Origin of the sequence: Ensifer sp. Root142 (assembly GCF_001426785.1) — a bacterium.
Lineage (GTDB): Bacteria > Pseudomonadota > Alphaproteobacteria > Rhizobiales > Rhizobiaceae > Ensifer > Ensifer canadensis.
The window spans coordinates 43,313-67,502 of the sequence record NZ_LMFK01000007.1; the positions used below are offsets into that span (position 1 = coordinate 43,313).

Here is a 24,190-nt window from a genome sequence, read left to right on the forward strand (position 1 = left end):
ATGCGTGTCACAAGCCTACCATTGCGCATCGCCGTCCTGGTCGAACAGAACGAGCACTTCGAGAATTGGCAACTGATGGTCTTCGATCGGATCGTGGCCGATCCGCGATACGCGCTGACCGCCTTGCTCGTTCATCCGGCACCCTATGGGGTCGGCAGGAGCTCCATCTTCTTCAAGCTCGCCCATCGGCTCGAGCAGGCGGCGTTCGGCCGCCAGGCGGTATATAACCCCTGCAACTTCGATGCGCGCAAGCAGCGTATCGTGCCTTTGGCATCGGCGCAGCCTGGGGCCGTCCAGGCGCAGGTGGCAGAGCTCGGTCTCGATCTGGTGGTCCGCATGACGCCGAACGGTCTGCCCGACGACGCCGTGCGCGAGCTGCCCTATGGCGAATGGGCGCTCTCCTTTTCCGACCAGAAGTCGGGAGCGGGCGAATGGTTCAGCTATCTCGAAGTGGCCAGCGGTGCGCCGGCCGTGGACCTTTCGCTCTACGTTCGGCTCGGGGCTTCAGCCTCGTCCGTTGCCATCGCCTTGTCCTCCTTCAACATCAAGTTCAGCGCGGTCAGGAACATCAACTTCGTCAAGGAGCGCGCCGCCACCCTGCTGCTGCGCGAACTCTCGCGACTGGCCGATACCGGGGAGCTTATCACCACGCCTCTGCCGGCGCGCCGGCAAGCCGCGCCGCCGTCGATTGACGAGTTGGGCCGGTATCTCGGCATCCTCAGCGGCCAGCTCGTCGCGCGCGCGAAGAAGGCTTTGCAGCACAAGGCCGGCACGGGGTCGGCCGTCTGGACGCTCTTTACCGGCAGCGGCCGCATCGACGATTTCGAGCCCGGCGTTTCCGTCGAAATCCCGCCGACGTCAACGGACATCAAGGCGGATCCGTTTCTGCTTCAGCATGAAGGCGAGTGCTACCTGTTCTACGAGGCCTATGCCGATGGCGACCGCAAGGCGCATATCGCAGTCGGCCGCTTTGACGGCGATCGACTTGAGCCGGTGGGTGTCGCGCTGAACTGCGACTACCACCTGTCCTACCCGTTCGTCTTCCGCGACGGCGACGACATCTTCATGATGCCCGAGACGCATCAGTCCAGGCGCATCGAGATTTGGCGCTGCGTCGAGTTTCCGCTGAAGTGGGAGCTGCATGCGACCGCGCTCAATGGCATGTCTGCCGCAGACAGCGTGCTGACGCGCCATGACGGGCGGTGGTGGCTGTTTACGAACCTCTCCGAGTTTCACGCCTATGAGGATCACTGCAGCGAGCTTCATATCTTTGAAGTCGATGGGCCGGGGCTTGCGCGCATCACGCCGCACAAACGCAATCCGGTGGTGCTCGGCAGCACGTTTGCCCGCAATGCCGGCCGGATCTTTGCGCGCGAGGGCCGTGTCTTCCGCCCATCGCAGCACAATGCGCACGGCATCTACGGCTACGGGCTGAATATCATGGAAATCGAGCAATTGGACCTGGAGAACTACCGGGAGCGGTGCATCAGAACGATCAAGCCCGATTTCAAACCGGGATTGCTCGGCTGCCACCATTTTGACGCTGCCGGGGATCGGTATGTGCTGGATGCGCGACTGACGCTTTGAGCGCCAGGACATCGTGATCGCTATAGCGAAGATGGACGGCATTGCCGAGGGTGAGCGCTGCCAGGGTGCCAGCGAAACCAGGCGGGCTCGCGAGGTCGAAGAGGCTCCAGTTCAGCGGCGCATCTCTGTCACCATCAAGGGATTCGAGCCTTGGACGGGAGGCTGCGTCGACGGTGACGTCGAATGAGTCCAGCGGCAGCGATAGCCCGGCGCCATGAGCCTTCACGAAAGCCTCCTTGCGCGTCCAGCAGCGATAGAACGCGTTAAGATAGTCGTCGCCGGCAAAGGCCGCGAGAGCCGCGCACTCGCGCTTCGAAAAGAAATGTCCGGCAATATCCTCTTTCAGCGGCTTGATTGCTTCGACGTCGATGCCAACGGGGTAATGGTCGGAGACCGCCAGCATCGCCACATCGGCGCTGTGGCTGAGATTGAAATGCAGCAACTCCGATGCGCCGGCGATGCGCGGCTTGCCGAAGACGTTGTAGGTCAGCCCGATGCGGTGCGGCGGCAGGTGGAGGTAGTGGCCGAGCACGAGGCGCAAGCCGGCACGGCCGGCTATGAAGTGTTGGCGATGTTCCGGATAGACGAAACGGGAGGCTCGCGCCTTCTCCTCACCGCTCAGCATTGGGAACAAGCGGTCAATTTCACACGGGGCCGGATCAAGGCTCCAGCGCCAGATGTCGATGAAGTTGGGACCGATCCGATCCAAGCTAGGTCGCATAGACGAGGCTCCCCTTCGAAGCGGGTCGCTGGCGCACCATGCGTCGGGCGAAATAGGTCATGAGCGGCAAGGGATAGTTCTCGCCGAGCCCGATACGGCAGGTCCTCTTCAGGATATCGAGCGACCGCGGGCACATATCCGGCGAGTACTCGATCTTGCGGGACGCCCAGGCATAGGGGTTCATCTTCGGATTTGCCGTGCGTTGGTCCAGCACCGGCAACCAGTTGCTGTAGACGTGCCGGCTGGAATCGTAGGGCCGATACACGCCGCGCTTGTTTTCGGCAGCAAAGGCCCGCGCCTCCTCGGCGGTATCGAAGATCACGTGCAGGCCGGCAGCATGGTCCCGGTCGTTGTGCGGGCCGATGCGCATCGCATTGCTGGCCGACAGGATCTCGGCAATCGCATCGTAGCGGCGGCGCATGCGGCGGATCATCGGATCCAGCTTCTTCAACTGGACGTTCAGCATGGCACCCTGGATCTGGCTGGCCTTGAGATTGATGCCGAGCATCGGCGGCTCGTTGGCATTGTCGAGGTGGCCGCGAAACAGCGCGCCGATATCGTGATACATGCGCGCCCTGGCGAAGAGCCGGTCGTCGTCGGTGACGACGGCCCCGCCTTCGCCGATGTTCATGTTCTTGAACTGGTTGAAGCTGAAGGCCCCGGCATCACCGATCGTGCCCACCCGCACACCCTTGTAGGTCAGCCCGACCGCCTGGCAGGCATCCTCGATGACAACGAGCCCGTGCTGGCGGGCAATCTGCATGATGCTGTCCATGTCGCACACCATGTTGGCCATGTGCACGGGGACGATGGCGCGCGTGTGGGGCGTGATCTTTCGCAGGATATCTGCCGGGTCCATTGTCAATGTCTCGTCGATCTCGACGATAATGGGGACGGCGCCGACGGCCAGTGCGGCGCCGGCCGTGGCAATCCAGGTATAGGCGGGCACCAGCACCTCGTCGCCCGGGCCGATGCCGGCAGCAGCCAGAGCGGCGATCAACGCGCCCGTGCCGCTGCTGACGGTCAGCACATGGCCTGTGCCGAACTTGGCCGAGAAATCCGCCTCGAAGCGCGTGAGCGGCCCGTTGCCGTCGCCGCCGAAGCGGGCAAGCTCCCCTGACGCAAAGACCGGAGCGAGAGCCAGCCATTCCCTGATACCTACACGCGCCATACCGCACCCTCCGATCCTCGCCGGCTCCGTGTGCGCCGACCATCGGCGTCCAGGGATGAAGACAAATCGCCTGCGGGGTACCGGCCCCAATGATCAAGCCTAGTCGTGTCGCGATATCGTTTCAAAATGGACTTCCGGCCAGAGCCTGAGCAAAGTGTGCAGGCTCCAACTAGCCGAAATCAGTAGTTACCCTACTCCCCTATGCATATTGGGAGATTTCGGCGCGATAGCGCTGGTGCTACGACCTGTATGTAGCACGTGGGAGTTCTTTTCATGCCGATCCGCGATCTCCGATCAGCGCCCTCAGGCACCGAGTTTCGTCCGGATGTGGCAATCATCGGCGGTGGTCCCGTCGGGCTGACGATCGCTCGGGAATTCGCCAACAGCCGCTGCCGGGTACTGATCATCGAAAGCGGTGGCGCCGACTTCGAGGCCGCCCAGCAGACGTTGAATGCCGTCGTCAATGTCGGCGAACCCGTCGTCCGAGACAGCGTCGAAAGTCCCGGCCGCGGCTATAACGGCAGCCTCGAATGGCTGAATGACATCCCCCCTTTCGAGCTGCGCAACCGGGTGCTCGGCGGCAGCACGCATACCTGGATCGGCAAATGCGCGAGCTTCGACGAAATCGACCTGGAGCGCCGGCCCTGGCTGCCGGTCTCCGGTTGGCCGATGACGCGCGAAAGCCTGGCGCCGGGGCTTGATCGCGCGGCGCGCCTGCTCAATCTCGGACCCAATCTCTATGACGAGAGGCTCTTTGGCCGGCTGCACTCGCCGCCGGACGAACTCGGTTTCGACCGCGATCTCCTTCGCCCGTTCTTCTGGCAGTTCAGCCATGAGCGTGATCGGCACGGCGAGCCCATGCGATTTGCCAATGTGGCTGCCGAGCTGGTGGCGGCGAACATCGAGATCCTGACGCATGCCACGGTCACGGCGATCCATCTTGACGAGAGTGGCCGTCGCGTCGCATCGCTCGATCTGCGGAGCCTTGACGGAGCTTCCGCAAGTGTACGGCCCGAGACCGTCGTTCTGTGTGCCGGCGGCATCGAGAACGCCCGCCTGCTTTTGGCTTCGACATCGGTGATGTCGAGCGGTGTCGGCAATGGCAGAGGTGTCGTCGGGCGCTACCTCGCCGACCACCCCCGCTCGACGCTTCTGCAGTTCGAACGGCGGGATATCAACGCCGTGGCCCGGCACTTCAATTTCTACGGCCTGTCCGATAAGGGGGCGACCCGGTTCTATCTCCACGGTCTGCGCCTCAGTCCCGCTGTGCAGAGACGCGAAGAGCTCGTCAACTGTGCGGCCTATCCCGTGCAGATTCATTCGGCTCGTGATCCCTGGGCGGCGCTGAAGCGACTGATGCGGGGCGACCGCACGCGACTTGCGAGTGATCTTGCTGTTGTCGCGCGGTCGCCTGCCTTCCTGGCAGCAGGTACCTTCCGCCGGAAGGTGCAGAAGCGGGGAATGATGCACCGGTCCGACGCGCTGCGCTTCGATGTCATGGTCGAGCAGAAACTCGACGCGGAGAGCCGCGTCACCCTGTCTGATCAACGGGACGAGTTCGGCGTGCCGATACCGCGCGTCGACTGGAAAATCGGCCCAACAGAGGTTGAGAGCGTCAAGCGGCTCGCGCGGTCACTGGCCTCCGAATTCGTGCGCAATGGCCTTCCACAGCCGCGTCTGGTCGACTGGATAGCCGAGGACGACGATGGGAAGGCGGCGTTCACCGACATGGCGCATCCGTCCTGCACGACGCGCATGGGGAGCGATCCGACCACCAGTGTCGTCGATGCGAATTCCATGGTGCATGGAGTGGACGGGCTCTTTGTCGCCGGCAGCTCGATCTTTCCGACGCCCGGCCACGCCAATCCGACCTTGATGACGCTTGGCCTGGCGATGCGTCTTGCCGATCATCTGAAGATGCGGCTGGAAAGACGCCCGGCAGCGACGGTGACGTCTCGTGCGGTTGCGGAGGAAACGGTCGCCGTACCGGGAATTTGATGCCTATCCCTTCGCCTACAGGCCCTTGGTCGTCATTGCAGGCGGAAATAGAAACCGGCGCTTTCGCTCGGCCCCAGCTCGGGATGTGTTTCGATCACATGTGAGAGCGACGGGATGGACCAGCGGTCGACGAGGCGGTAGCCGAGTCTCTCGATGTCGCTGCGGAACACCTCTTCGTTCCGCATCTGGTAAGGCACGATGGCCGTGCCGATGCGCTCCAGCGTTACAACGGCGCCGCCTTTTCTCAGGGCCACCTTGTTGAGCAGGAGGTGGCGGGGCAGGGCGGGCATCCGCCCTAGCAGATCAGACAACTGGATATCGAGATATTGCAGCAGGCCTGAGCCGAGGAACAACGGCACAGGGCCGGCATCGACGATGCGATCGACGAAATGCAGATTGTCGAGCTCGTCCTGTTCGGCCCTGCGTCGGCCGACCTGCACGATTGCCGGCAGGTCGTAGACCACCCATCGGAAGGATCTGTCGAGCGAGAGAAGGTCGCGGAACGCCCGGTATTTGGTGCCCATGTGGCCGCCGGCATCGACGAGACCATCGATCTCGTCCATGACCTGCCGCATCCAGAAAAGCACCGGATAGTCCCAGGGGGCGACCTTGCACATCTTCTCGAAGGCGACCTGGGCGATCTCCTCATGATCATAGCCGGCAAGCCCGTTGGAGCGGGCGGCGGCGATGGCGTCTTCGAACGACGCGTAGGCGCCGGTGAAACGCTGCGGAAAAGGCGAGAGATATCGCAGGCGTCCACCGGCCACCTTCAGCGGTGTCAGGGAGCGATTGAGGCTACGCATCGCGCTGCGCAGAAGCGGGTAAGCTGTGTTCCTGATATCGCTGGTCAGCACGATGCGTCTCCCCTGGTTGTCGCGCCTGCGTCGTTCCGTCGGTTTCTCATCCGTGGCGGCCGAAGGCGAAGATCGGCCGCAGGGCGTCGCTCCATCGCTGCAGCACGGCGAGTGCTGCGACATAGATCGCCGCGCCGGCAACCACCTGCAGCGCGATCGTCGACATCTGCTTCAGCGACGACGCTTCGGCTATCCGGCCGAACAGAAAGACGGCGGCCGCCATGGCGCAGACGGCGATCGCCACCAGGCCGCAGTCGCGAAGGACGCGGTTCCAGGCAAGTTCGCCCTCGCGTGATTGAAGCCGCATGGATATGTTGAACGAGAACACCGCGGCAACGCATTGTCCCAGCGCCGTCGCAACCGCGCCGAACGGGGTTAGGAGAATGATCAAGCCGACGGAGATCGCCCCATTCAACATGACGGCCCTCGGCATCCGATGAATTTTGCCGCTCAGTGAAAGCAGCGGTTCGGTCACATAGCCGGGGATCAGAAGCGTCTGTTTTGCGGCGAGGATTGCGACGAGGATCGCCGCCGGCGCCCATTTCTCACCCAAGACGACGTCGATCAATTCTGCCGAGATCAGTGCGAGACCGAGATAGATCGGCGTCGAGATGGCCATCAGTACGGTCATGAAGGTGGTGGCTGTCGCCCCGATCGCGGCCCGGTCGACATTGCCCTTGTCCTTGCCCGCCACGCGGCCGAAGAGGATCCAGGCAAGCATCCGGGCGGGCTCGCCCATGAGCTCGGAGAAGGCGGCGACGATCCTTTCCGCCGCGCGGTAGTAGCCCGCTTCGGCCAGGCCGAGGAAGCTGCCCACCACCAGCGTGCCGGCGTAGGAGCGAAAGAACACCACGAGCCGGTTGGCGACGATATGGCGTGAGAATTCCAACACCTGCACGGCGTATGAGCGACGCAGGCGCAGACGCGGCAGCCATCGCACCAGGATCATCGACGCGGCCAGGATCGTCAGTTGTTGCGCCAACCGTCCGCAGATGAGCGCAACGATGTTCCACTGCAAGGAAAGCCCGCCGATCGCCACGAGTAGCCCGATGATCTCGGCAGCGATCCTGATGATGGATTGGCCGCGCAATCGACCTTGAGAGATGAGAATGCCGTCGTAAACTGTCGACAGCGATGCCGGCAGATACCAGGAGCTGAAAAGGGCGACCAGCAGTGCATTCCAGCCGTGACCCAGCATGAACATGGTTGCAGCGGTACACAGGCCCAGGATCGTGGCGATAAGCCCGGACAGCATCGACAGGGTCGCAAGCTGATCGATATCCGTCTTATCGGCGCCGCCTTTCATGATGAACTCGCCCCATCCACCCTCGGCGACGACGAGAACGAAGATGGCGAAGGAGGATGCGAACGCAAAGAAGCCGAACTCGGCCGCCGCCAGAACATGTGCCGCAACGATGAAAATCGACAGCTGGGCAGCCTGCGAGATGACTTTGGCGCAAAGGGCGGCAAAGCCGTCGCCGATCAGGTCGGGCAGGCGCAAGGCGCGCGGGGAGCCTGGCAACAGGCGTCGTAGTGGGAGGATTGCCGTCTCGATCCAGCGGGGCATCATTGCACCACGACTGGGAAGAAATGGCGCTGGCGGAAGGGTGGTAACGGGTCGGGCTCAACCGCTTGTGGCGCGCGTTGCGTATCGACTTTTGCGAAATTTCCCCGTTTTGCTGAAAATTCGCAACTCCTAAGGTATGGTGTGCGGTGTCGCTCTGATTCGGGTATAGCCCGTTTTGAACGACAGAGTGGGCGATGGCGTGAACGGTGGCGCCCGCAGTTCGCCTGAATTCCGTGGCCTATTGCGGCTAGGGAGAGAGCGGCGACGCAAGCGGGAGAGGGGAGCTCGCAGCAGATGTTGAGACGGATGTCGTTGGACAAAGAGGGCGCCATGACCAATCGGCCTGCATGGAACACGAAGCTGGCCATTCGCTGGTCCGTGGTCGTGCTGTGCCTTGTCTTTTGGGCCGCCGTGTTCTTTTTCATCTGGTGAACGCCCCTCAGGTCTCGTTTGTTGCAAAGAGGACGACACCTACCGTCTTTACGATAATCACGATGTCGAGGTAGATCGATCGGGACTGATAGTACTCGATGTCGAATTGGACCCGCTCGTCGTAGGTTGTATCCGGCCGTCTTTTCACCTGCCACATGCCGGTGATACCGGGCTTCAGTCCCGTGTAGTAATGCAGGTTCTGCCCGTATTTCTCGGTTTCCTCAGGTGAAATCGGGCGAGGGCCGACAAGGCTCATATCCCCACGCAGCACGTTATAGAACTGCGGCAGTTCGTCGAGGCAGGTCATCCGCAAGACCTTGCCGAGCCAATGGACACGCGGGTCGCCGACGAGTTTGCGCTTCTCCATCCACTCCCTGTTTCGCTCGGGGTCGGAGGCCAGCAGTTCCGCAAGCCGTTCCGCGGCATCGAGGCGCATGGATCTGAACTTGAGACATTCGAACATCTCTCCCTGCGCGCCGACACGGGCCTGCCGGAAAAGGATGGGGCGTCCGTCGACGATCATGAGCGCAATTGCAATCAGCGCCAGGGCCGGCGCAAGGAAGATCAGCGCCAGGATGGAGACGGTCACGTCGATCAGACGCTTGGATCTGCTAGCGCGCCGTGTTGCGATGGTCCCGCGCGCGGTATGCCTCTGTCGTGCAACGCCATCAGAAACGGACAGCATATCTCTCACCCCTCCAAACACCGTTCGCCCTTAACAGGCTGCCAGCGGGCGCCTTAATTTACAATCGACCCTGATGGGCAGGACCTAGTCCAATGGAGGTACACGCCGGGCAGGAATACAGAAACGTTGCGTAAACCTCCTAATCGGGAGGTGGCAGAACGGCTCGGGGCTTCGCCAAGCGGTCGCAGCCTTTGCCGCAAGAGTACTCCGCCCACTGACCGAAACCGTTTCATAAGGCATCTCCACTGCGCAAATCATCGAGCGTCACTGTCTTTGTCAGTCGATGCTGCCGGAGATCGATCGTGGTCCGGTAGGCACGATGCAGCACGCGACCGTAGAGATCGACCAATGCGTCCGCCCAGGTTTCGGGCGTATGGGCGAGCGTGGCTGCCTGCCTGAAACAGTTCTCGCTCATTTGCCGGATCAGTGCGTCGTCGGTGGCAAGGGAGCGCATCGCAGCGGCAAGATCCTCGATGTCGGCGATGCGGAATTTGACGCCGCAGCCGAGGGCTGCGATCTCGTCGGCGAGCAACGCCGCATCGGTCAGGATGACCGGTATGCCGCTGGCGATGGCTTCGAGGGCCGCCAGCCCGAACGGTTCCGGCACACGCGACGAAACGACGACAGCACGAGCGCTGCGGATGATATCGCGCATTTCGTCCCTGGTTTTCCAACCGTGAACGGTCGCCTCTGGATAGGTTTTCTCGATGAGTGCGCGACCGGCACCATCACCGATGAAATGCAGCGGCACCTTGGCAAGGCTCGCCGCCCTGGCGGCGTCCTCGAAACCCTTTTCGGGTTCGAGCCGACCGACGAATACGAAGTTGCGGTTGGTCCATGGCTGAAGCCCGGGACCGACGAAGGGAAGGACGGGATTGCGGACCGTTTCCACTTGCGTGCCGTTCATGCCGGCACGGTCGAAATAGGCTCGCATCCTCTCATGCACGACGATGATGTTTGCGGCCACTCGTTTGGTCGGGAAGAAGTGCTCGCGCAGCATATGTCGCGCCGAGCGCCAGGCCTTCTCATGCAGGCCGCGCTTGTCGCACTGCGTCGTCAGGCAGCGGCCGGACATCGGCTTCAGCTCACAGACACGATTGGTCCGGAAGTTGACGAAACCGCCATTGGGGCAGGCGAGGAAATAATCGTGAGCGTGAAGGACCACACGGTCGCGTACCGGCGCGAGCGCACGAAAGATCGCCGGCGACAGGATCTTCGACCAGCCATGAACGTGGTAGATCGTCGACGGGGTGTCGCGGCTGGCAATCAACCCGTTGAGGGCCTCGTAGACGATCGGATCGTAAAGACCGAGCCGCAGTGCATCGCTCCTTTGTCGCTCCAGCAAGGGAACTGCGTCCAGATTGATCGTATCGGCGGCCGGTCGGTCGACGGGCGCGCTGTCCCCGGCAAAGAAGGTCACCGGTATGTCGCGCCGTTGCAGCAACTCGGCCGAGAGTATGGCGAGGTTCGTGGCGCCGCCAACCCTGATGGAACGATCGTTGATGACGACGACGCGGTCGGGTGAGAGGGCCGTCATGGTCTTATTCGAGCCTTTCGACGTTTCGCGGCGCCAGCCGGCCGGTCAGCAGGTCCAGGAATGCGCGGGCATTGCCGCGCAGGCGACCTTTTCGATCGACCCAGGGCTCCGGGTTCCAGACCTTGACCAAATTCGCCACCAGATTGCGCAGGATCTGCACGCCGGCATGCCGAATGCTCATCGTGTCCTTGCGAATCAGGTAGATCGGATTGGCGATCTGCGAATAGCCGAACTTGATGCCTGGCGTGCGCGCCTTTTTGGTTCCGAGGTGAACGCCGACGAGATTGCCGGATTGCACCACGCGGCCTAGGTCGGCGGCCATCCGGCTGAAGTCGACGTCCTCAAGCCAACCGTAAAGCGGCAGGTTCTCGTCGAAGGCGAGGTCAGCTTCGCGAACAGGGCCGGTTCGAACCGCCATGTTGCAGCCATAGGCGTTGTAGATCGGCCTGAAGGCTTGCGTCGACTTTGGCAGACGTTCGTCCGCCTCGATCAACTCCAAGCCACCGTCGACCGAAATGCCCGGCCCGATGATGCCATCGGCAACCAGCGTGCCGGTGGCGACGACAATGTCGTCGTTCTCGGAAAACAGGCGCTCGACTTCCTCGACGTAGGATGGCGCCATCAGGAAATCGTCGTCCAGAAAGAGGATAACATCCGACTTGGCGGCGGCGAGGATGCGATTTCGCTGTCGACAGCTGCCGCGCTCGGAGATGATGACGATGACGCGGACCGCAAGCCCTTCGGTGCAGCAAGGGTCCATATCCTCGGGCGAGGTGAGGCAAACGTAAATCTCGTCCGGTTGGCGGGTCTGCCGGGCGATCAGGGGCAGGACGGCGGAGAGAATGTCCCTGCGCCCGCAACTCGGTATGCCGATGGCAACCGTGACCGGACGATCTTCGGCGTAATCCTTTGTCGCCTGCATCATTTTCTGAACTTGCGCCATTGTTTTCGGTCCCAGCGGATGTTGGTACGGCGAGGGCCGTCGCTTCTGTTTGAAATGACGCCGAGCAACGCGACGCGTGATTTGCCGAATGTTGCCAGGGCCTCGCCGAGCCGTTCGACGGTCATCTTGTCGGATTGTCCGAGAACCACGACGATGCCGTCGAGATAGGTACAGATCACGCGCGTATCGGCCGAATCCTCGAAGCCGGACATGTCGACGATGATCACCTTGTAGCGCTGTCTCAAAAGCTCGAGTTCCGATTTCAGCGCCGGCAGGTGGCCGTAGCGCTGATGCGCGACGGCCGCCTTGCGTGTCTGATCGACGGTCAGAACCGGCACGCAGCGAACGGCCTTGCCGTCGAATTCCTCGACGTGCTGCGGCGCTTCGCTCGATCTGCGTCTGGAGTATTGGCCGGCGATGCCCAGGATCCGCAGGCTCTCCATGCCGAAACCCGCACCGTCCTCGGTTGTGACGCGGCTGAGCCGCGAGCCGACGAAATCCGCATCGACGAGCAGGACCGAGGTCCCTTCGTTCATGTAGAGCTGGGCGAGGTTGGCGGCGATCGTGGTCTTGCCCTCGCCGGGTCCGACCGAGGTCACGCCGATCACCGCCGTCGCATTGGCAGGGAAGGCGGAATCGACCGAGTTCTTGACGCCGCGCAGGGCCTCGGAGAAGCGCGAATAGGGCATGTCCAGGACCGATCTAAGCGGCAGCATGGTGGAGGCGATCGGAGGCTGATGGGGACGTGGGCTGCTTCTGAACATCGGCACGTGGCCGAGCGACGTTATCCCGAGCTCGGCGCGAAGGCGCTCGCTGGAGCTGACGCGCCGGTCGAGACCGTCGCGCAGCACCGACAGCATCAACCCGGTTGCCAATCCGAACATCAGCGAAAACGGCATGATCGTCGAAGGTTTCGGCCAGGTCTTGCCCAGCGGCGCCGTTGCCGCCGTCACGATGCGTGCCTTGCCGAGGGGGAAGGATTGCTTTTGCAAAGCGCCGATGAGCTGCTGTAGAATGCCCTCGTACATGCTGCGGTAGGTGGTCGCGCGGCTTTCCATCTCGGAGAGTTCGACGCGGGCGACGTTTTTGCCGGCACCCGCCGCGGTAAGGCTGGCAAGCTCGCTTTCCAGCAGCTTTTCCCGGGTCTTGGCGATGTCCACATTCGACTTGTAGAACTGTTCGATGCGCAGGAATTCGTTGCGAAGAGAGGCATCCAGCCGCGCAATATCTGCCTCGGCGGCGACAATAGCGGGATTTCCGCTGTCGTATCGGGTCTTGAGATTGTCGAGCTTGGCGGATGCCAGGCGCATTTCTTCGTTGAGCTTCTGGATCTGCGGGTTGTCGAGACTGTCGTTGACGGTCGCGACCAGCGTATCTTTCGACATGAGCTGTTGCAGCGTCATCAGCTTGGCCGATTCCGCTGCGGTCGCGGCGCGCGCTGCCAGCATCTGGCTGCTGAGTTCGGAAAGCTGTTGCTGATCGAGCGTCGATGCGGTGCCGACCGTTGTGATGTCGTTCTTGGCGCGGAACTCTTCCACCGTCATGGCGGCTGCGCGGGCCTGCGCGCCGACTTCGATCAGGCGACTTTCCAGCCACTTGGCGCCGCTTCTCGCGGCGTCCGATCTCTCGTTCATGCCCGTGCGGATATAGGCTCCAGCAATGGCGTTGGCGGTCTTGGCCGCCTTTCGCGGGTCCGTGGAAGAGTAGCCGATCTCAAGCACGTAGGATTGGCCGACGCGCCGCACGGTTACGCGCGAGAGAAAGGCGGCCATCGTGCGCCGCATCAGATACTCGTCGTCGACCTTATCATCGTCGGAATTCTTGGCCCCCGACGAGAACAGCGAGCCGATCATACCGCGGATCGAGACGCCGCCGCCGACAATTTCCGGATCATTGGTCAAGTCGAGCTGTTCGATCACGGCGCGGGCAATCGCCTCGGATTTGACGATTTCGACTTCGCTGGCGATTTCGGCTGCTTCGATGATGATCGTTCCGGTCGAGGCATCCTGTGAGGCGATGCGACCCTGCTCGGGATCGATCACCAGGCGGACGGTCGCGGTAAAGGTCGGTGCCGTGTTGAGTATGTAGAAGGCGCCGAGCGCCAGCCCGATCACACCACAGATCCCGATGCGAATGAGGTGCCGCCGCAGGAAGTCGGAAACATCGCGGAAGGATATGCTCTCCTGGCCAGATGAACGCTTGGCCTCGAAGTTCTCATCCAGCACGATTTTTGAGATGTCATGCACGACCATTGGTGTTCCCCATGAAATACGCTGCGCCACAGTTGATCTGTCGTTGCTATTGGGACTGCTCGATGCCCACCGATGTCAGAAGCTTGTTATCCAGCGCTGCCGTCAGCGCCGAGCGCACGTCGAGCACGTCGCCCGGAACCAGCAATGTTGCTTCCGTAACCCTCACGGCCGGGTCGGTGCCGCCGCCGTGTGTTATCCAGTACTCCAGCGGCTCCAGGTCCATTGCCTTCCTGTCGGCGAAACGGGAAAGCGAAGCGCCGTTGATCTGCAGCAGTTGCAGCGTCGTGCTGCGCTTGAGCTTCAGATCTTCGATCGCGGCTTCCGTCGTCTGCAGGTCGCGGCCGGCTTCGGTTCGGCGTTGACCCTGCAAGGTCACGGCATCGCGTTCGGTTTCGCTGAGTTTCTGCTTGGCGCGCATGGCGGCCACCTGGAGGTCGAGCTTGTCGCTTTGCAGCTCTGCGACGATCCGCTCGAGCGACGTCTGCCGCGACTTCGTCACCGTCTGGTCGTTCACCAGCTTCGATATGCCTTTGAGCTCGTCCTGGGCGATCTCGATCTGACGCTGCTGGACGGCCGTCTTTTCATCGAGCACATCGATTTCGTTCTTGAGCAGCGTGCCGAGCTCGGCAAGGGAATCGAGCTGGCGGCGCATGGCTTCGATCCGGGCATCGAAGAGCGTGCTCTCGTCTCGTACGATCTGCTGGATGGCGGCGCCATCGGCGGCCTTGAGCGCCTGGGGAAACTCGATCTTGGCGCTGTCGGTGAACTCGGCCCTCAGCCGCGCCCGACGGGCGGCGAGTTGCATCATCTCGAGTTCCATCCGGTTCAACTCGCCGGTGTAGCGGATCTGCTCCATGTCGGAGTAGCCGCCGGCAGGGTTCGTACGGCGTTCGCGCCCGCCCGCCATGGCCACCGCCTGCATCACAGTCATGCCCGGGCGGAATTCCAGCTCGCTCGGCCGGTCGACCAGACCCGTGACATAGATCATCGGGTAGCGGACAACTTCGACGGATGTCTCCGGCGCCTTGCTGAGGCCGGTGCGCTCCTTCAGGAGGTCGGCGATCGTGGCTGCCAGTTCTGCGGGTGTCCGATCCTTGGCCTTCACTTCGCCGACCAGCGGAACCGAGATCGTGCCGGCGGGGGAAACGACATATTCTCCGTTGAGCGCGGTCCATTCCTTGTATTCCCCGGTCGCCGCGACCCATTCGACGATCGCGACCTTGACCCTTGTCTGGGGTTGCAAACGGAACACGGGCTCGGCATGGGCCTGATGGATGGGAGCAAGAGTGCTCAGGCCGATCGCCAGGTACAGGGTCGAGACACGGCCAAGCGACGACAGGCGATGTAGAATACGGTGATCGGCATGGGGCATGGGGCCTCGCTAATGTTCCAGCGCGCCACGGTACCGGACAGCTCGGCTTGGTGTGGCGCGTCGGATTGATTGTCGGCCCAAAACGTTCGAGGTAAATTCCCTGCGGTCTAATCGAGGGTAATCCCTTTAGGGGAATATCCCTAAACCGGCGGCACCATCGGATAGGATTGCCTCGGCCTATGGCTAAGCCCGGGTCGGCCGCCACCGGCCGCTAAACCTTTCGGGTAGGACGATCGTTCCTTCGGATGCACCCCCGGACCGATCTTGGCTCTGTGCACGCGCACCTTGTGTGTCCCATGCTGCGGCAGGATCGTTTCAGAGGGGAGCACTATGCGCGTCGCAATCGTTCATTATTGGCTGGTATCGATGCGCGGCGGGGAGAAGGTGATTGAATCGCTTTGCGACCTCTATCCCGAGGCCGACATCTTCACCCTGGTTTATGATCCGGGCCGCGTGTCCGACAAGATCAAGAAGCACAAGGTCACCTCGTCATTCCTACAGCGCATTCCGGGAGCGATCGGGCACTATCAGTCGCTGCTGCCACTGATGCCTTTTGCGCTCGAGAGCCTCGATCTCAGCGGCTACGACCTGATCATTTCGAGTGAGTCAGGGCCAGCGAAGGGGATCATCCCGCCGCCACATGCAGCACACATCTGCTACTGCCATTCTCCCATGCGCTATCTCTGGGATCACTACCATGCCTATCGGTCGAGCGCGGGCCTGTTGTCACGGATGATGATGCCGGTGCTGGCGCCGATGCTGCGCAGTTGGGACGTCAATACCAGCATGCGGGTGGATCGGTTTGTCGCCAATTCCCATCATGTTGCGGCACGCATCGGCAAATACTACCGACGTCCGGCCACGGTCGTCTATCCGCCTGTGAGCACAGAGGACTTCGCACCCTCGACGCAGATCGAGGATTTCTATCTTTGTGCGGGGCAGATCGTCCCCTACAAGCGAATCGATCTCGCGGTCGAGGCGTTCACGAAGATGGGCAAGAACCTGGTCGTGATCGGCGACGGCAAGGAACAGGACATCGTCAGGCTGAAGCGCATGGCCGGTCCCACCGTCACCTTCCTCGGGCGCGCGCCTTTTGCAGTGCTGAAGGAAAAGCTCTCGCGCTGCCGCGCTCTTGTCTTTCCCGGAGAGGAAGACTTCGGCATCGTGCCTGTCGAGGCCATGGCGAGCGGCCGTCCGGTCATCGCCTTTGGCGCCGGGGGGGCGCTTGAAACCGTCGTGCCCAATCTGACGGGCATGCTTTTCGAGCAGCAGAGTGTCGACGCGCTGATCAAGGCGATCTACGCTTTCGAGGCGCGCGAAGATACCTTCCGGCCCGACGTCATCAGGACACACACTGCCCAGTTCAGCGTCAGGAAATTCAAGTCCGGCATGCAGGCGGTGATCGATGACGAGCTTCGTCAGCGCCGCGCGCTGCCGTTCGGCGACGGAAAACTGGCGATCGGCGGTTTTCAATTGCGCGACGCGGAAAGCGCGACGCCGCTGCATTGAGGGCGGGCGAGGCTGCGTATCGACCGCCAGTCGCAGCAACGACTGGCCAGCGATGTTCAAACGGGAATTGCCGGCGCGCCGCCTTGGCTTGCCGTCGGCCGGAAGAGGTGGACATGCGTTTTCTTGTTCGTCGGCTGGAGGCTTTCAATCGGGATGAGCTGCCCGCTTGGCGTGGTGCTCAATCGCTGCCGAGACAGGCGCTGCTATTCGTGCCGCGCATCCTCGAATTCCTCGTGATGTATGCCGTCGGTCTGCTTGCCCTTGCGGCAATCCTCGTTCTGATGACGGTTGGGTGGCTGACGGGGCTTGACCGCAAGGCAGGCTGACGGATGGGCGGTTGAAGCGACGCTCCCGGTGGCGGCACCTTCTGCAGATCTGTCTCGCTATGCGGCTTTCGAGCCACACTGGTCCGACGCCATCGCCATCCTGTGTCCATATTGGCGCAACTGCCTTTCGGCAGGTGTCCGCAGGCGATTGGTGTTCTCCATCAGCAACAGTCCGCCGCAAACTTGCATACGGGTGCTTGCGCCCGGAGCGGTGCCTTCGAAATGTCCGATCGGCGTTCAACGGTGACGTCTCTGTTGCTCGATTCGTTTTCCAAAAGACCGAGTGCTGTTGATCAATAACGATCCGAAAAGGAGCGAACTATGAAAAAGAGTCTTGCGATGGCGCTTACTGCTGCAACCCTGGCGTCTGCCGGTGCGTGGGCCGTCAATGCCGCCGACCTGCCGACCTACAAGGACACCTACCGGGAGCCGGACGCGCGCGGTGGCGTCAAGATCGGTTACCTCGACTGCAACATTGCCGGCGGTGCCGGCTATGTCCTGGGTTCGGCCAAGGAAGTCCAATGCGTCTTCCGTTCGACCGTCGGCGCGGAGGCTTCCGACCACTATGCCGGTGCGATCCGCAAGCTCGGCGTCGATGTCGGCTTCACCACCCGCAGCCGGCTGATCTGGGCGGTGTTCGCGCCGACCGCCGGCTATCACAAGGGCGCGTTGAGCGGCATCTACCAGGGTGCGACCGCCGAAGCGACGCTCGGTGCAGGCGTCGGCGCCAACATCCTCATCGGCGGTACGGCCGGTGCCATCCACCTGCAGACGGTCAGTGTGACGGGTCAACTCGGCCTCAACGTTGCCGCGACCGGCACGTCGATGACGCTCACTTCGGTGAACTGATCTGCGAGCGGCGCGCGGCTCTGCTGCGCGCCGGTGCTTCCCCATCCTTTTTCGCCGCCTCCACATCTCAGGATCGCCGCGCTGCCTCAGCCGAAGCTGGCGTCGAGCAATCGTGTCGCCGGACCACGCATCGGCGTTGTTTCCGCAAGGCTGACTGCAGCCCATCTCCTGCACTTCCGGTCGAACGGCTGGCTTCCATCGCCGACCACATGTGGCGCACCCTGTCTTCAGCGAGATTCCAGGCTGCAAACTTTGGGCGGGTTTTTCTCTCATCCCGCCCCGAAATAGAAATGCATTTCTTATAATGCATATTGTCTATGTGTTTTATGGAGTAATGGCGACCAGTACGGACGCTATGACAATCTGGAACACTCGGCATGTCCTATCTTCTCAGTCTTCTCGACAAGAGCCCGATCGATCCGGGAACCACCGCAACTGACGCGTTGCAGGCAACCGCCAGGCTGGCGGCGAAAGCGGAAGAGTGGGGCTATCACCGCTTCTGGCTGGCCGAGCATCACAACATGACAGGGCTGGCAAGCTCGGCGCCCGAAACGCTGATTGCCTATCTCCTGGCGCGCACATCCAAGATCCGCATCGGCTCCGGCGGCGTCATGCTGCAGCATTACAGCGCCTACAAGGTCGCCGAAACGTTCAACCTCCTGGCATCACTTGCGCCCGGACGGGTTGATCTCGGTGTCGGCAAGGCGCCGGGTGGCTTTCCTCTCTCGACAAGGGCACTACAGATCGGCATCGATCCCGAGCGCAAGCCGGGTTTTGCCGAACAGCTGAGCGATCTCAACCACTATCTTGCGCCCGGAAAATCCGACGACGGAGCGTTGCTGGCAACGCCCTTGCCCGTCCATGCGCCTGAAAGGTTCCTGCTTGGGGCCAGTGTCGAGAGTGCGGAACTTGCCGCTGCAAAAGGCTGGCAACTGGTGTTTGCCGCGCATCTCAATGGTGATCCGGACAACATCGAGCGAACTGTTGCGGCTTACGAGCGCGCAACGGGCGGTGGTCGGCCGATTTTGGCAGTCGCGGCGCTGGCAGCGGAAAGCGAGGAGCGCGCCCGCGAGCGCGTCGCCGGCCTTCGTATCTTCAAGGTTTTCCTCGGCAACGGCCAAAGCGTCAATGTCGGCAGTGAGGAACAGGCGGCCGAATTCGCGCGCCAGGCGGGCGTCAGCGACTACCGGGTCGAGGAAAAGAGCCCGAGCGTGCTGCACGGAACGCCGCGGCAGGTCCGCCAGGAGCTTGATGCGCTTCACCGCCGCTACGGCGTCAAGGAATTCGTGATCGACACGCCAGCCCTTCCTGCGGCCGAACGCTTCGCATCGATCGAACTCATCGCCAGAGAGCGGCTTTCGCTCGTCGCCTGAACATCCGCACAAGGATCTCGTCCATGCCCCAGAAAAATGTCACCTTCGGTATCATGCTGCAGGGCCCCGGCGGCCACATGAATGCCTGGAAGCATCCGAGCGGTCCCGCCGACGCTAGCGTCAACTTCGGATTCTTCGTCGACACGGCGCGCAAGGCGGAAGCCGCCGGTATCGCTTTCGCCTTCGTCGCCGACGGCCTCTATATCAACGAACAGTCGATCCCGCATTTTCTCAACCGCTTCGAGCCGCTGACCATTCTGTCTGCGCTTGCCGCATCGACCTCGAAGATCGGGCTCGTCGGTACCGTTTCGACCTCCTACAGCGACCCCTTCACCATCGCCCGCCAGTTCGCTTCGCTCGACCTGATCAGCGGCGGGCGGGCCGGATGGAACGCGGTGACCTCGCCGTTGGAGGGCTCCGGCCGCAACTATGGGCGCGAGCATCCGGAACATGAGCTGCGCTACGAGATCGCCGACGAGTATCTGGATGCGACCAAGGGCCTCTGGGACTCCTGGGACGACGATGCCTTTGTCCGTGACCGTCAGGCTGGCGTCTATGTCGACAAGGCCAAGATGCGCCGTCTGAACCACAAAGGCCGTTTCTTCCGCATCGAAGGGCCGCTCAACATCAGCCGGTCGCGCCAGGGACAGCCGGTGATCTTCCAGGCAGGGGCTTCCGATTCAGGTATCCGTCTTGCCGGCAAACATGCCGATGCCGTCTTCACCAATGGCGGCCCGATCGACGATGCTCAAGCCTTCTACAAGCAGATCAAGCAGAGTGCGATTGCTCAAGGCCGAAGGGCGGCCGATATCGGCCTCTTCCCCGGCATCGCGCCGATCGTCGGCTCGACGGCCGCGGAGGCGGAGACCAAGTATCAGGCAATCCGCGCGCTGGTCACGGTCGAGGAGGCGCTGCTCTATCTCGGCCGGTTCTTCGATCACCATGATTTCAGTGCCTATCCCCTGGACGAACCGTTCCCCGACATCGGCGATATCGGCAAGAACAGCTTTCGCGCGACGACCGACCGCATCAAGAAGACGGCGCGCGAGACCGGCCAGACTCTTCGCGAGATCGCGCTTGATGTTGCGACGCCGCGGACCGCCTTCATAGGCACCGCAGACCACATCGCCGACGAGATCATCCGTTGGGTCGATGGTGAGGCGGCAGATGGCTTCATCCTCGGCTTCCCGGTCATTGCCGAAGGCCTGCAGGATTTCGCCGCCCACGTGCTGCCGATTCTTGAAGAGCGCGGCTATTTCGACCCGCATCTGAAGGGCGAGACGCTGCGTGATCATCTGGGGCTGCCCTACAGGGAGAGCCGCTATGCGGCGGCGGCGGAAGAGATCAAGCAGGGAAGGGCCGTCGGCGCTTGAGGCGTCGACGGAGCTGCCGATGAACATGATCGTCAAGGACACACAGGCGGGGGACGCGGTCGAGCGAGGCATCGGCGCCTATCTCGATGAGATCGTCGCGCTACGCCACGATCTCCACCGCCATCCGGAACTTGCGTTTCACGAACACCGCACCAGCGAAATCGTCGTCAGTCGGCTCTCTTCCTGGGGCTACGAGGTGGCAACGGGAATTGGCGGAACCGGTGTCGTCGCCACCTTGAGCCGGGGTGAAGGCCAACGCAGCATCGGCATCCGTGCCGACATGGACGCCTTGCCGATCGAGGAGGCAACGGGTCTTGCCCATGCCAGCGTCCATCGCGGCGTCATGCATGCCTGCGGGCACGATGGCCACACGGCAATCCTGCTTGCCGCCGGACGCTATCTGGCGGAAGCAGGCCGCTTCGACGGCACCGTGCGGCTGATCTTCCAGCCGGCCGAAGAGATCGGCGCCGGCGCGCGCAAGATGCTGTCCGAAGGGCTGTTCGAACGGTTTCCCGCCGACGCCGTCTTCGGCCTGCACAACTGGCCGGGCGTTCCAACAGGGCAATTCGGCTTCGTTGCCGGTGCCGCCATGGCTTCGGTCGACCAGTGCAACATCACGATCGTCGGCAAGGGTGGCCATGGGGCGGAACCGCAGCTGACCGTCGATCCGGTGCTAGCGACCGCGTCGCTGATCACCGCCCTGCAGAGCGTGGTTTCGCGCAATGTCGACCCGCAGGAGATGGCGGTGGTTACCGTCGGCTCGATCCATGGCGGTTCGGCATCCAACGTCATTCCTGAAAGCGTGGCGCTGAAGCTGACCATGCGGGCCTTCAACGAGGCGACCCGCGCACTGCTCGGCGAGCGGGTACCTGCACTGGCGTGCGCTCAGGCCGAAAGCTTCGGCGCCACCGCGGAGGTGGATTATCGCCGCGGCTTCCCGGCTCTGATCAATCACCGCGCCGAGACGGAGCTTGCCCGCAGTGTCGCACTAGAAGCCTTCGGCCCCGGCCAGATCGTGAGCAACTTCAAGCCGCGCACGGCAAGCGAAGACTTCGCCTTCATGCTGGAGGAGAAGGCCGGCAGCTATCTCTTCGTCGGCAATGGCGACAGCGCGTCGCTCCATAGCGCCAACTACGACTTCAACGACGCAATCATCGCGCCTGCCGCCCGCTATTGGGTGCGGCTGGTCGAAACCTTCCTCGCATGATGACGACAACGGGATTGGCGAAACCATGAGCGATACGTTTCTCTACACCACCCCCCTCGACCCGCGTGCCAAGCCGCTGATCGACGAACTGATCATCGAATATGACAGCCGTTACGGCAACTACTTCAGCGACGAGGGTGCTGCGGCAGAACTCAACCGCTATCCACCTGATGCCTTCGCGCCGCCGCATGGCAATTTCGTGCTGCTGATCCGCAACGGCGAGACGATCGGCGGCGGTGCGTTCAAGCACTACGACGACCGCACCGCGGAGTTCAAACGCATCTGGACGCGCTCCGACCTGCGCCGCCAGGGATTGGCGCGCAGGGTTCTGCTCGAACTCGAAGCGCAAGCAGCAAGGCAAGGCTATTCCCGCATTTATCTGACCACCGGCTTCCGGCAGCCGGAGGCAGTGGGTCTCTATCTCGTCAATGGCTACACGGCGCTGTTCGACGTCGCTGCCGATCCGGAGGTCTACAAGACGCTGCCGTTCGAGAAGGACATCACCCATCTCGTCGCGTCGCTCGCGCTTCTCGGAGAGCCGCGCCCATCGCATCCGCAGGCAGTGAGCCACCCGTAACGCCGGCGTCCAACGGGCGCCAACCATCCAGAGAGGATGCATCATGGCCATTTTGACCGATTATGCCGGCGTTGCCGGAACCGGGCGAGCAAGCGAACCCAATCCGGGCTACGCGCATTATCGCATCGTGCCGGCCCGCCATCCTGGCAGGGCGCTCGGCACCCTGTTTGCTGCGCTCGTCATAACCGGCGTGCTTTATTCGGTGCTGACCAATCCTCGCTGGGGCTGGCCGGTCTTTGCCGAATGGTTCTTTGCAGAACCGGTGCTTGCGGGCCTTGGGCGGACGCTGCTCCTGACGGCACTTGCGACCGTTTCAGGCTCGCTACTTGGAACGGCTCTGGCGCTCGCCCGGGTGTCGAAGTCGCCGCTGCTCGGTGGCCTGTCCTTCGGTTACATCTGGCTGCTGCGCTCCATTCCGCTGATCGTGCTGCTGCTCGTGCTCAACAATCTCGGCTATCTCTACGAGACGATCTCGGTTGGGATTCCTTTCACCGACACGACGCTCTTCAACTACCCGACGACCCAGCTGCTGACGCCGTTTGCAGCAGCCTTTCTCGGTCTGACGCTCAATCAGTCGGCCTTCTTTGCCGAGATCGTGCGTGGCGGCATTCTCTCCGTCGATCACGGGCAACACGAGGCCGCGGCTGCACTCGGTCTTCCCCGTCATCGCCAGGCATTCCGTATCGTGCTGCCACAGGCGATGCGCTCGATCCTGCCGACCGGCTTCAACGAGATCATCGGGCTCGCAAAGAGCACATCAATGGTCTACGTGCTGGCGCTGCCCGAGCTCTTCTACACCGTTCAGGTCATCTATCGCCGCAATCTCGAAGTCATTCCGCTCCTGATGGTGGCCACCGTCTGGTACCTGGTGATCATGACCGGGCTGTCGATCGCCCAGCACTATATCGAACGCCATTTCTCCAAGGGGGCCGTTCGCAATCCGGTGCCGCTGCCGTTCCAGGCCTTCTTCTCGCGGTTTCGGCGTCCGCTGGCCGAGGTTGCGAGCAGTGGTGCCATCGCCCGCAAGACCGGTTTTCATGACGCGACTGCATTCCGCGCCGGCGGTGCCGTCCGCATCCATGGCATCTCGAAGAGTTTCGGTCCGCTGAAAGTGCTAGATGACGTCGAGCTGAGTTTGCCTGCCGGCAGCGTCACGGCGATCCTCGGGCCATCGGGTTCGGGTAAGTCGACTTTGCTGCGCGCCATCAATCATCTGGAGCGGGTCGATGACGGCTTCATCTCGATCGACGGCGATCTCGTCGGCTACAGCCAGAAGGGCAACACGCTCTATGAACTGAAGGAGAAGGATATTTTGAAGCGCCGCGCCGACATCGGCATGGTGTTCCAGAATTTCAATCTCTTCCCGCATCTGACGGTGCTGGAAAACCTCATCGAGGCACCGTTGCAGGTGCGCGGCCTCAAGCGCGACGACGCTGTTCGGTTGGCGCAGGAACTGCTGGCGCGGGTCGGCCTCAGCGACAAGATCAACGCCTATCCCCGGCAGCTCTCGGGCGGCCAGCAGCAGCGCGTGGCGATCGCACGGGCTCTGGCCCTTAAGCCGAAGGTCCTCCTGTTCGACGAACCGACCTCGGCACTCGATCCGGAACTGGTCGGCGAAGTGCTTGATGTCATCAAGGAACTGGCCCGCACCGGCACGACGCTTGTGATCGTCACGCACGAGATCGGGTTTGCCCGCGAGGTTGCCGACACCGTCGTCTTCATCGAGGCGGGACGCATCCTGGAGGCCGGGCCGCCGTCCCGCATCTTCACCACCGCGGAACATCCGCGCACCCGCGAATTCCTCGCCAAGGTTCTCTGAAAATTCCAGGCGTGCATGGGCACGCTGGATCGTGCCGA

19 protein-coding genes are annotated in these 24,190 nt (G+C 62.4%); 10 read left to right on the forward strand and 9 right to left on the reverse strand.

All coding sequences use genetic code 11. The features are described from left to right. Nucleotides 1-1,587 (forward strand): hypothetical protein, encoded by a 1,587-nt coding sequence (locus ASD52_RS09705; RefSeq protein WP_057207539.1) that lies wholly within the window; start codon nt 1-3, stop codon nt 1,585-1,587. Here the strand turns inward: ASD52_RS09705 and ASD52_RS09710 are convergent. Beyond that, nucleotides 1,508-2,308 (reverse strand): 4'-phosphopantetheinyl transferase superfamily protein, encoded by an 801-nt coding sequence (locus ASD52_RS09710; RefSeq protein ID WP_025428349.1) that lies wholly within the window; start codon nt 2,306-2,308, stop codon nt 1,508-1,510. The genes ASD52_RS09705 and ASD52_RS09710 overlap by 80 nt on opposite strands. Then, nucleotides 2,298-3,479 carry an aminotransferase class I/II-fold pyridoxal phosphate-dependent enzyme gene (locus ASD52_RS09715; RefSeq protein ID WP_025428350.1) on the reverse strand — a complete coding sequence of 394 codons (1,182 nt, stop codon included), beginning with the start codon at nt 3,477-3,479 and terminating at the stop codon, nt 2,298-2,300. Before ASD52_RS09715 ends, ASD52_RS09710 begins: the two co-directional genes overlap by 11 nt. A gap of 273 nt (nt 3,480-3,752) precedes the next feature. Here ASD52_RS09715 and ASD52_RS09720 point away from each other — a divergent pair, with 273 nt between their 5' ends. Then, on the forward strand, nt 3,753-5,477 hold the full coding sequence (locus ASD52_RS09720) for a GMC family oxidoreductase (protein WP_057224022.1): 1,725 nt from the start codon (nt 3,753-3,755) through the stop codon (nt 5,475-5,477). Nucleotides 5,478-5,509: 32 nt separating this feature from the next. On the opposite strand, the gene ASD52_RS09725 is transcribed toward ASD52_RS09720, so the two are convergent. The 7 genes from ASD52_RS09725 to ASD52_RS09755 all read right to left on the reverse strand — a co-directional run bounded on the left by ASD52_RS09725 (nt 5,510) and on the right by ASD52_RS09755 (nt 15,119). Next, nucleotides 5,510-6,331, reverse strand: coding sequence for a methyltransferase, TIGR04325 family (locus ASD52_RS09725; RefSeq protein WP_244496064.1), 822 nt, complete (start codon nt 6,329-6,331; stop codon nt 5,510-5,512). Between the two features lie 46 nt (nt 6,332-6,377). Continuing rightward, nucleotides 6,378-7,898 (reverse strand): oligosaccharide flippase family protein, encoded by a 1,521-nt coding sequence (locus ASD52_RS09730; RefSeq protein WP_057207541.1) that lies wholly within the window; start codon nt 7,896-7,898, stop codon nt 6,378-6,380. A gap of 439 nt (nt 7,899-8,337) precedes the next feature. Next, complete coding sequence (locus ASD52_RS09735) at nt 8,338-9,015, reverse strand: sugar transferase (protein ID WP_057207542.1); 678 nt, start codon at nt 9,013-9,015, stop codon at nt 8,338-8,340. Between the two features lie 229 nt (nt 9,016-9,244). Next, entirely contained in the window at nt 9,245-10,552 is a 1,308-nt protein-coding gene (locus ASD52_RS09740; protein WP_063963277.1) for a glycosyltransferase family 4 protein, read from the reverse strand. Between the two features lie 4 nt (nt 10,553-10,556). Then, nucleotides 10,557-11,477, reverse strand: coding sequence for a glycosyltransferase family 2 protein (locus ASD52_RS09745; protein WP_025428356.1), 921 nt, complete (start codon nt 11,475-11,477; stop codon nt 10,557-10,559). Next, nucleotides 11,474-13,747, reverse strand: coding sequence for an exopolysaccharide transport family protein (locus ASD52_RS09750; protein WP_057224024.1), 2,274 nt, complete (start codon nt 13,745-13,747; stop codon nt 11,474-11,476). Before ASD52_RS09750 ends, ASD52_RS09745 begins: the two co-directional genes overlap by 4 nt. Nucleotides 13,748-13,793: 46 nt before the next feature. Next, nucleotides 13,794-15,119, reverse strand: a complete 1,326-nt coding sequence (locus ASD52_RS09755) for a polysaccharide biosynthesis/export family protein (RefSeq protein ID WP_025428358.1) — start codon at nt 15,117-15,119, stop codon at nt 13,794-13,796. 330 nt (nt 15,120-15,449) lie between these two features. On the opposite strand from ASD52_RS09755, the gene ASD52_RS09760 reads away from it, so the two are divergent. From ASD52_RS09760 to ASD52_RS40580, 8 genes are all read left to right on the forward strand, one after another. Beyond that, nucleotides 15,450-16,628 (forward strand): glycosyltransferase, encoded by a 1,179-nt coding sequence (locus ASD52_RS09760; RefSeq protein ID WP_082571779.1) that lies wholly within the window; start codon nt 15,450-15,452, stop codon nt 16,626-16,628. A gap of 113 nt (nt 16,629-16,741) precedes the next feature. Further along, nucleotides 16,742-16,954 carry a hypothetical protein gene (locus tag ASD52_RS09765; protein ID WP_057224026.1) on the forward strand — a complete coding sequence of 71 codons (213 nt, stop codon included), beginning with the start codon at nt 16,742-16,744 and terminating at the stop codon, nt 16,952-16,954. Nucleotides 16,955-17,275: 321 nt separating this feature from the next. Next, nucleotides 17,276-17,803 carry a DUF992 domain-containing protein gene (locus tag ASD52_RS09770; protein WP_057224028.1) on the forward strand — a complete coding sequence of 176 codons (528 nt, stop codon included), beginning with the start codon at nt 17,276-17,278 and terminating at the stop codon, nt 17,801-17,803. A gap of 377 nt (nt 17,804-18,180) precedes the next feature. Further along, entirely contained in the window at nt 18,181-19,176 is a 996-nt protein-coding gene (locus ASD52_RS09775; RefSeq protein ID WP_025428362.1) for an LLM class flavin-dependent oxidoreductase, read from the forward strand. A gap of 23 nt (nt 19,177-19,199) precedes the next feature. Continuing rightward, nucleotides 19,200-20,549 (forward strand): LLM class flavin-dependent oxidoreductase, encoded by a 1,350-nt coding sequence (locus tag ASD52_RS09780; RefSeq protein ID WP_057224029.1) that lies wholly within the window; start codon nt 19,200-19,202, stop codon nt 20,547-20,549. A 19-nt stretch (nt 20,550-20,568) separates the two neighbouring features. Then, complete coding sequence (locus ASD52_RS09785; RefSeq protein WP_057224086.1) at nt 20,569-21,756, forward strand: M20 aminoacylase family protein; 1,188 nt, start codon at nt 20,569-20,571, stop codon at nt 21,754-21,756. Between the two features lie 25 nt (nt 21,757-21,781). Then, on the forward strand, nt 21,782-22,333 hold the full coding sequence (locus ASD52_RS09790; protein ID WP_057207543.1) for a GNAT family N-acetyltransferase: 552 nt from the start codon (nt 21,782-21,784) through the stop codon (nt 22,331-22,333). A gap of 43 nt (nt 22,334-22,376) precedes the next feature. Continuing rightward, entirely contained in the window at nt 22,377-24,152 is a 1,776-nt protein-coding gene (locus ASD52_RS40580) for an amino acid ABC transporter permease/ATP-binding protein (protein ID WP_081788921.1), read from the forward strand. Nucleotides 24,153-24,190 lie beyond the last annotated feature (38 nt).

Bases quoted from the DNA above. Each gene is read 5' to 3' on its own strand.
- ASD52_RS09745 (WP_025428356.1), bottom strand. From the start codon at position 11,477: ATGATGCAGGCGACAAAGGATTACGCCGAAGATCGTCCGGTCACGGTT.
- ASD52_RS09730 (WP_057207541.1), bottom strand. From the start codon at position 7,898: ATGCCCCGCTGGATCGAGACGGCAATCCTCCCACTACGACGCCTGTTG.
- ASD52_RS09705 (WP_057207539.1), top strand. From the start codon at position 1: ATGCGTGTCACAAGCCTACCATTGCGCATCGCCGTCCTGGTCGAACAG.
- ASD52_RS09770 (WP_057224028.1), top strand. From the start codon at position 17,276: ATGAAAAAGAGTCTTGCGATGGCGCTTACTGCTGCAACCCTGGCGTCT.
- ASD52_RS40580 (WP_081788921.1), top strand. From the start codon at position 22,377: ATGGCCATTTTGACCGATTATGCCGGCGTTGCCGGAACCGGGCGAGCA.
- ASD52_RS09755 (WP_025428358.1), bottom strand. From the start codon at position 15,119: ATGCCCCATGCCGATCACCGTATTCTACATCGCCTGTCGTCGCTTGGC.
- ASD52_RS09785 (WP_057224086.1), top strand. From the start codon at position 20,569: ATGAACATGATCGTCAAGGACACACAGGCGGGGGACGCGGTCGAGCGA.
- ASD52_RS09740 (WP_063963277.1), bottom strand. From the start codon at position 10,552: ATGACGGCCCTCTCACCCGACCGCGTCGTCGTCATCAACGATCGTTCC.
- ASD52_RS09765 (WP_057224026.1), top strand. From the start codon at position 16,742: ATGCGTTTTCTTGTTCGTCGGCTGGAGGCTTTCAATCGGGATGAGCTG.
- ASD52_RS09750 (WP_057224024.1), bottom strand. From the start codon at position 13,747: ATGGTCGTGCATGACATCTCAAAAATCGTGCTGGATGAGAACTTCGAG.
- ASD52_RS09715 (WP_025428350.1), bottom strand. From the start codon at position 3,479: ATGGCGCGTGTAGGTATCAGGGAATGGCTGGCTCTCGCTCCGGTCTTT.
- ASD52_RS09760 (WP_082571779.1), top strand. From the start codon at position 15,450: ATGCGCGTCGCAATCGTTCATTATTGGCTGGTATCGATGCGCGGCGGG.
- ASD52_RS09710 (WP_025428349.1), bottom strand. From the start codon at position 2,308: ATGCGACCTAGCTTGGATCGGATCGGTCCCAACTTCATCGACATCTGG.
- ASD52_RS09720 (WP_057224022.1), top strand. From the start codon at position 3,753: ATGCCGATCCGCGATCTCCGATCAGCGCCCTCAGGCACCGAGTTTCGT.
- ASD52_RS09780 (WP_057224029.1), top strand. From the start codon at position 19,200: ATGCCCCAGAAAAATGTCACCTTCGGTATCATGCTGCAGGGCCCCGGC.
- ASD52_RS09735 (WP_057207542.1), bottom strand. From the start codon at position 9,015: ATGCTGTCCGTTTCTGATGGCGTTGCACGACAGAGGCATACCGCGCGC.
- ASD52_RS09790 (WP_057207543.1), top strand. From the start codon at position 21,782: ATGAGCGATACGTTTCTCTACACCACCCCCCTCGACCCGCGTGCCAAG.
- ASD52_RS09775 (WP_025428362.1), top strand. From the start codon at position 18,181: ATGTCCTATCTTCTCAGTCTTCTCGACAAGAGCCCGATCGATCCGGGA.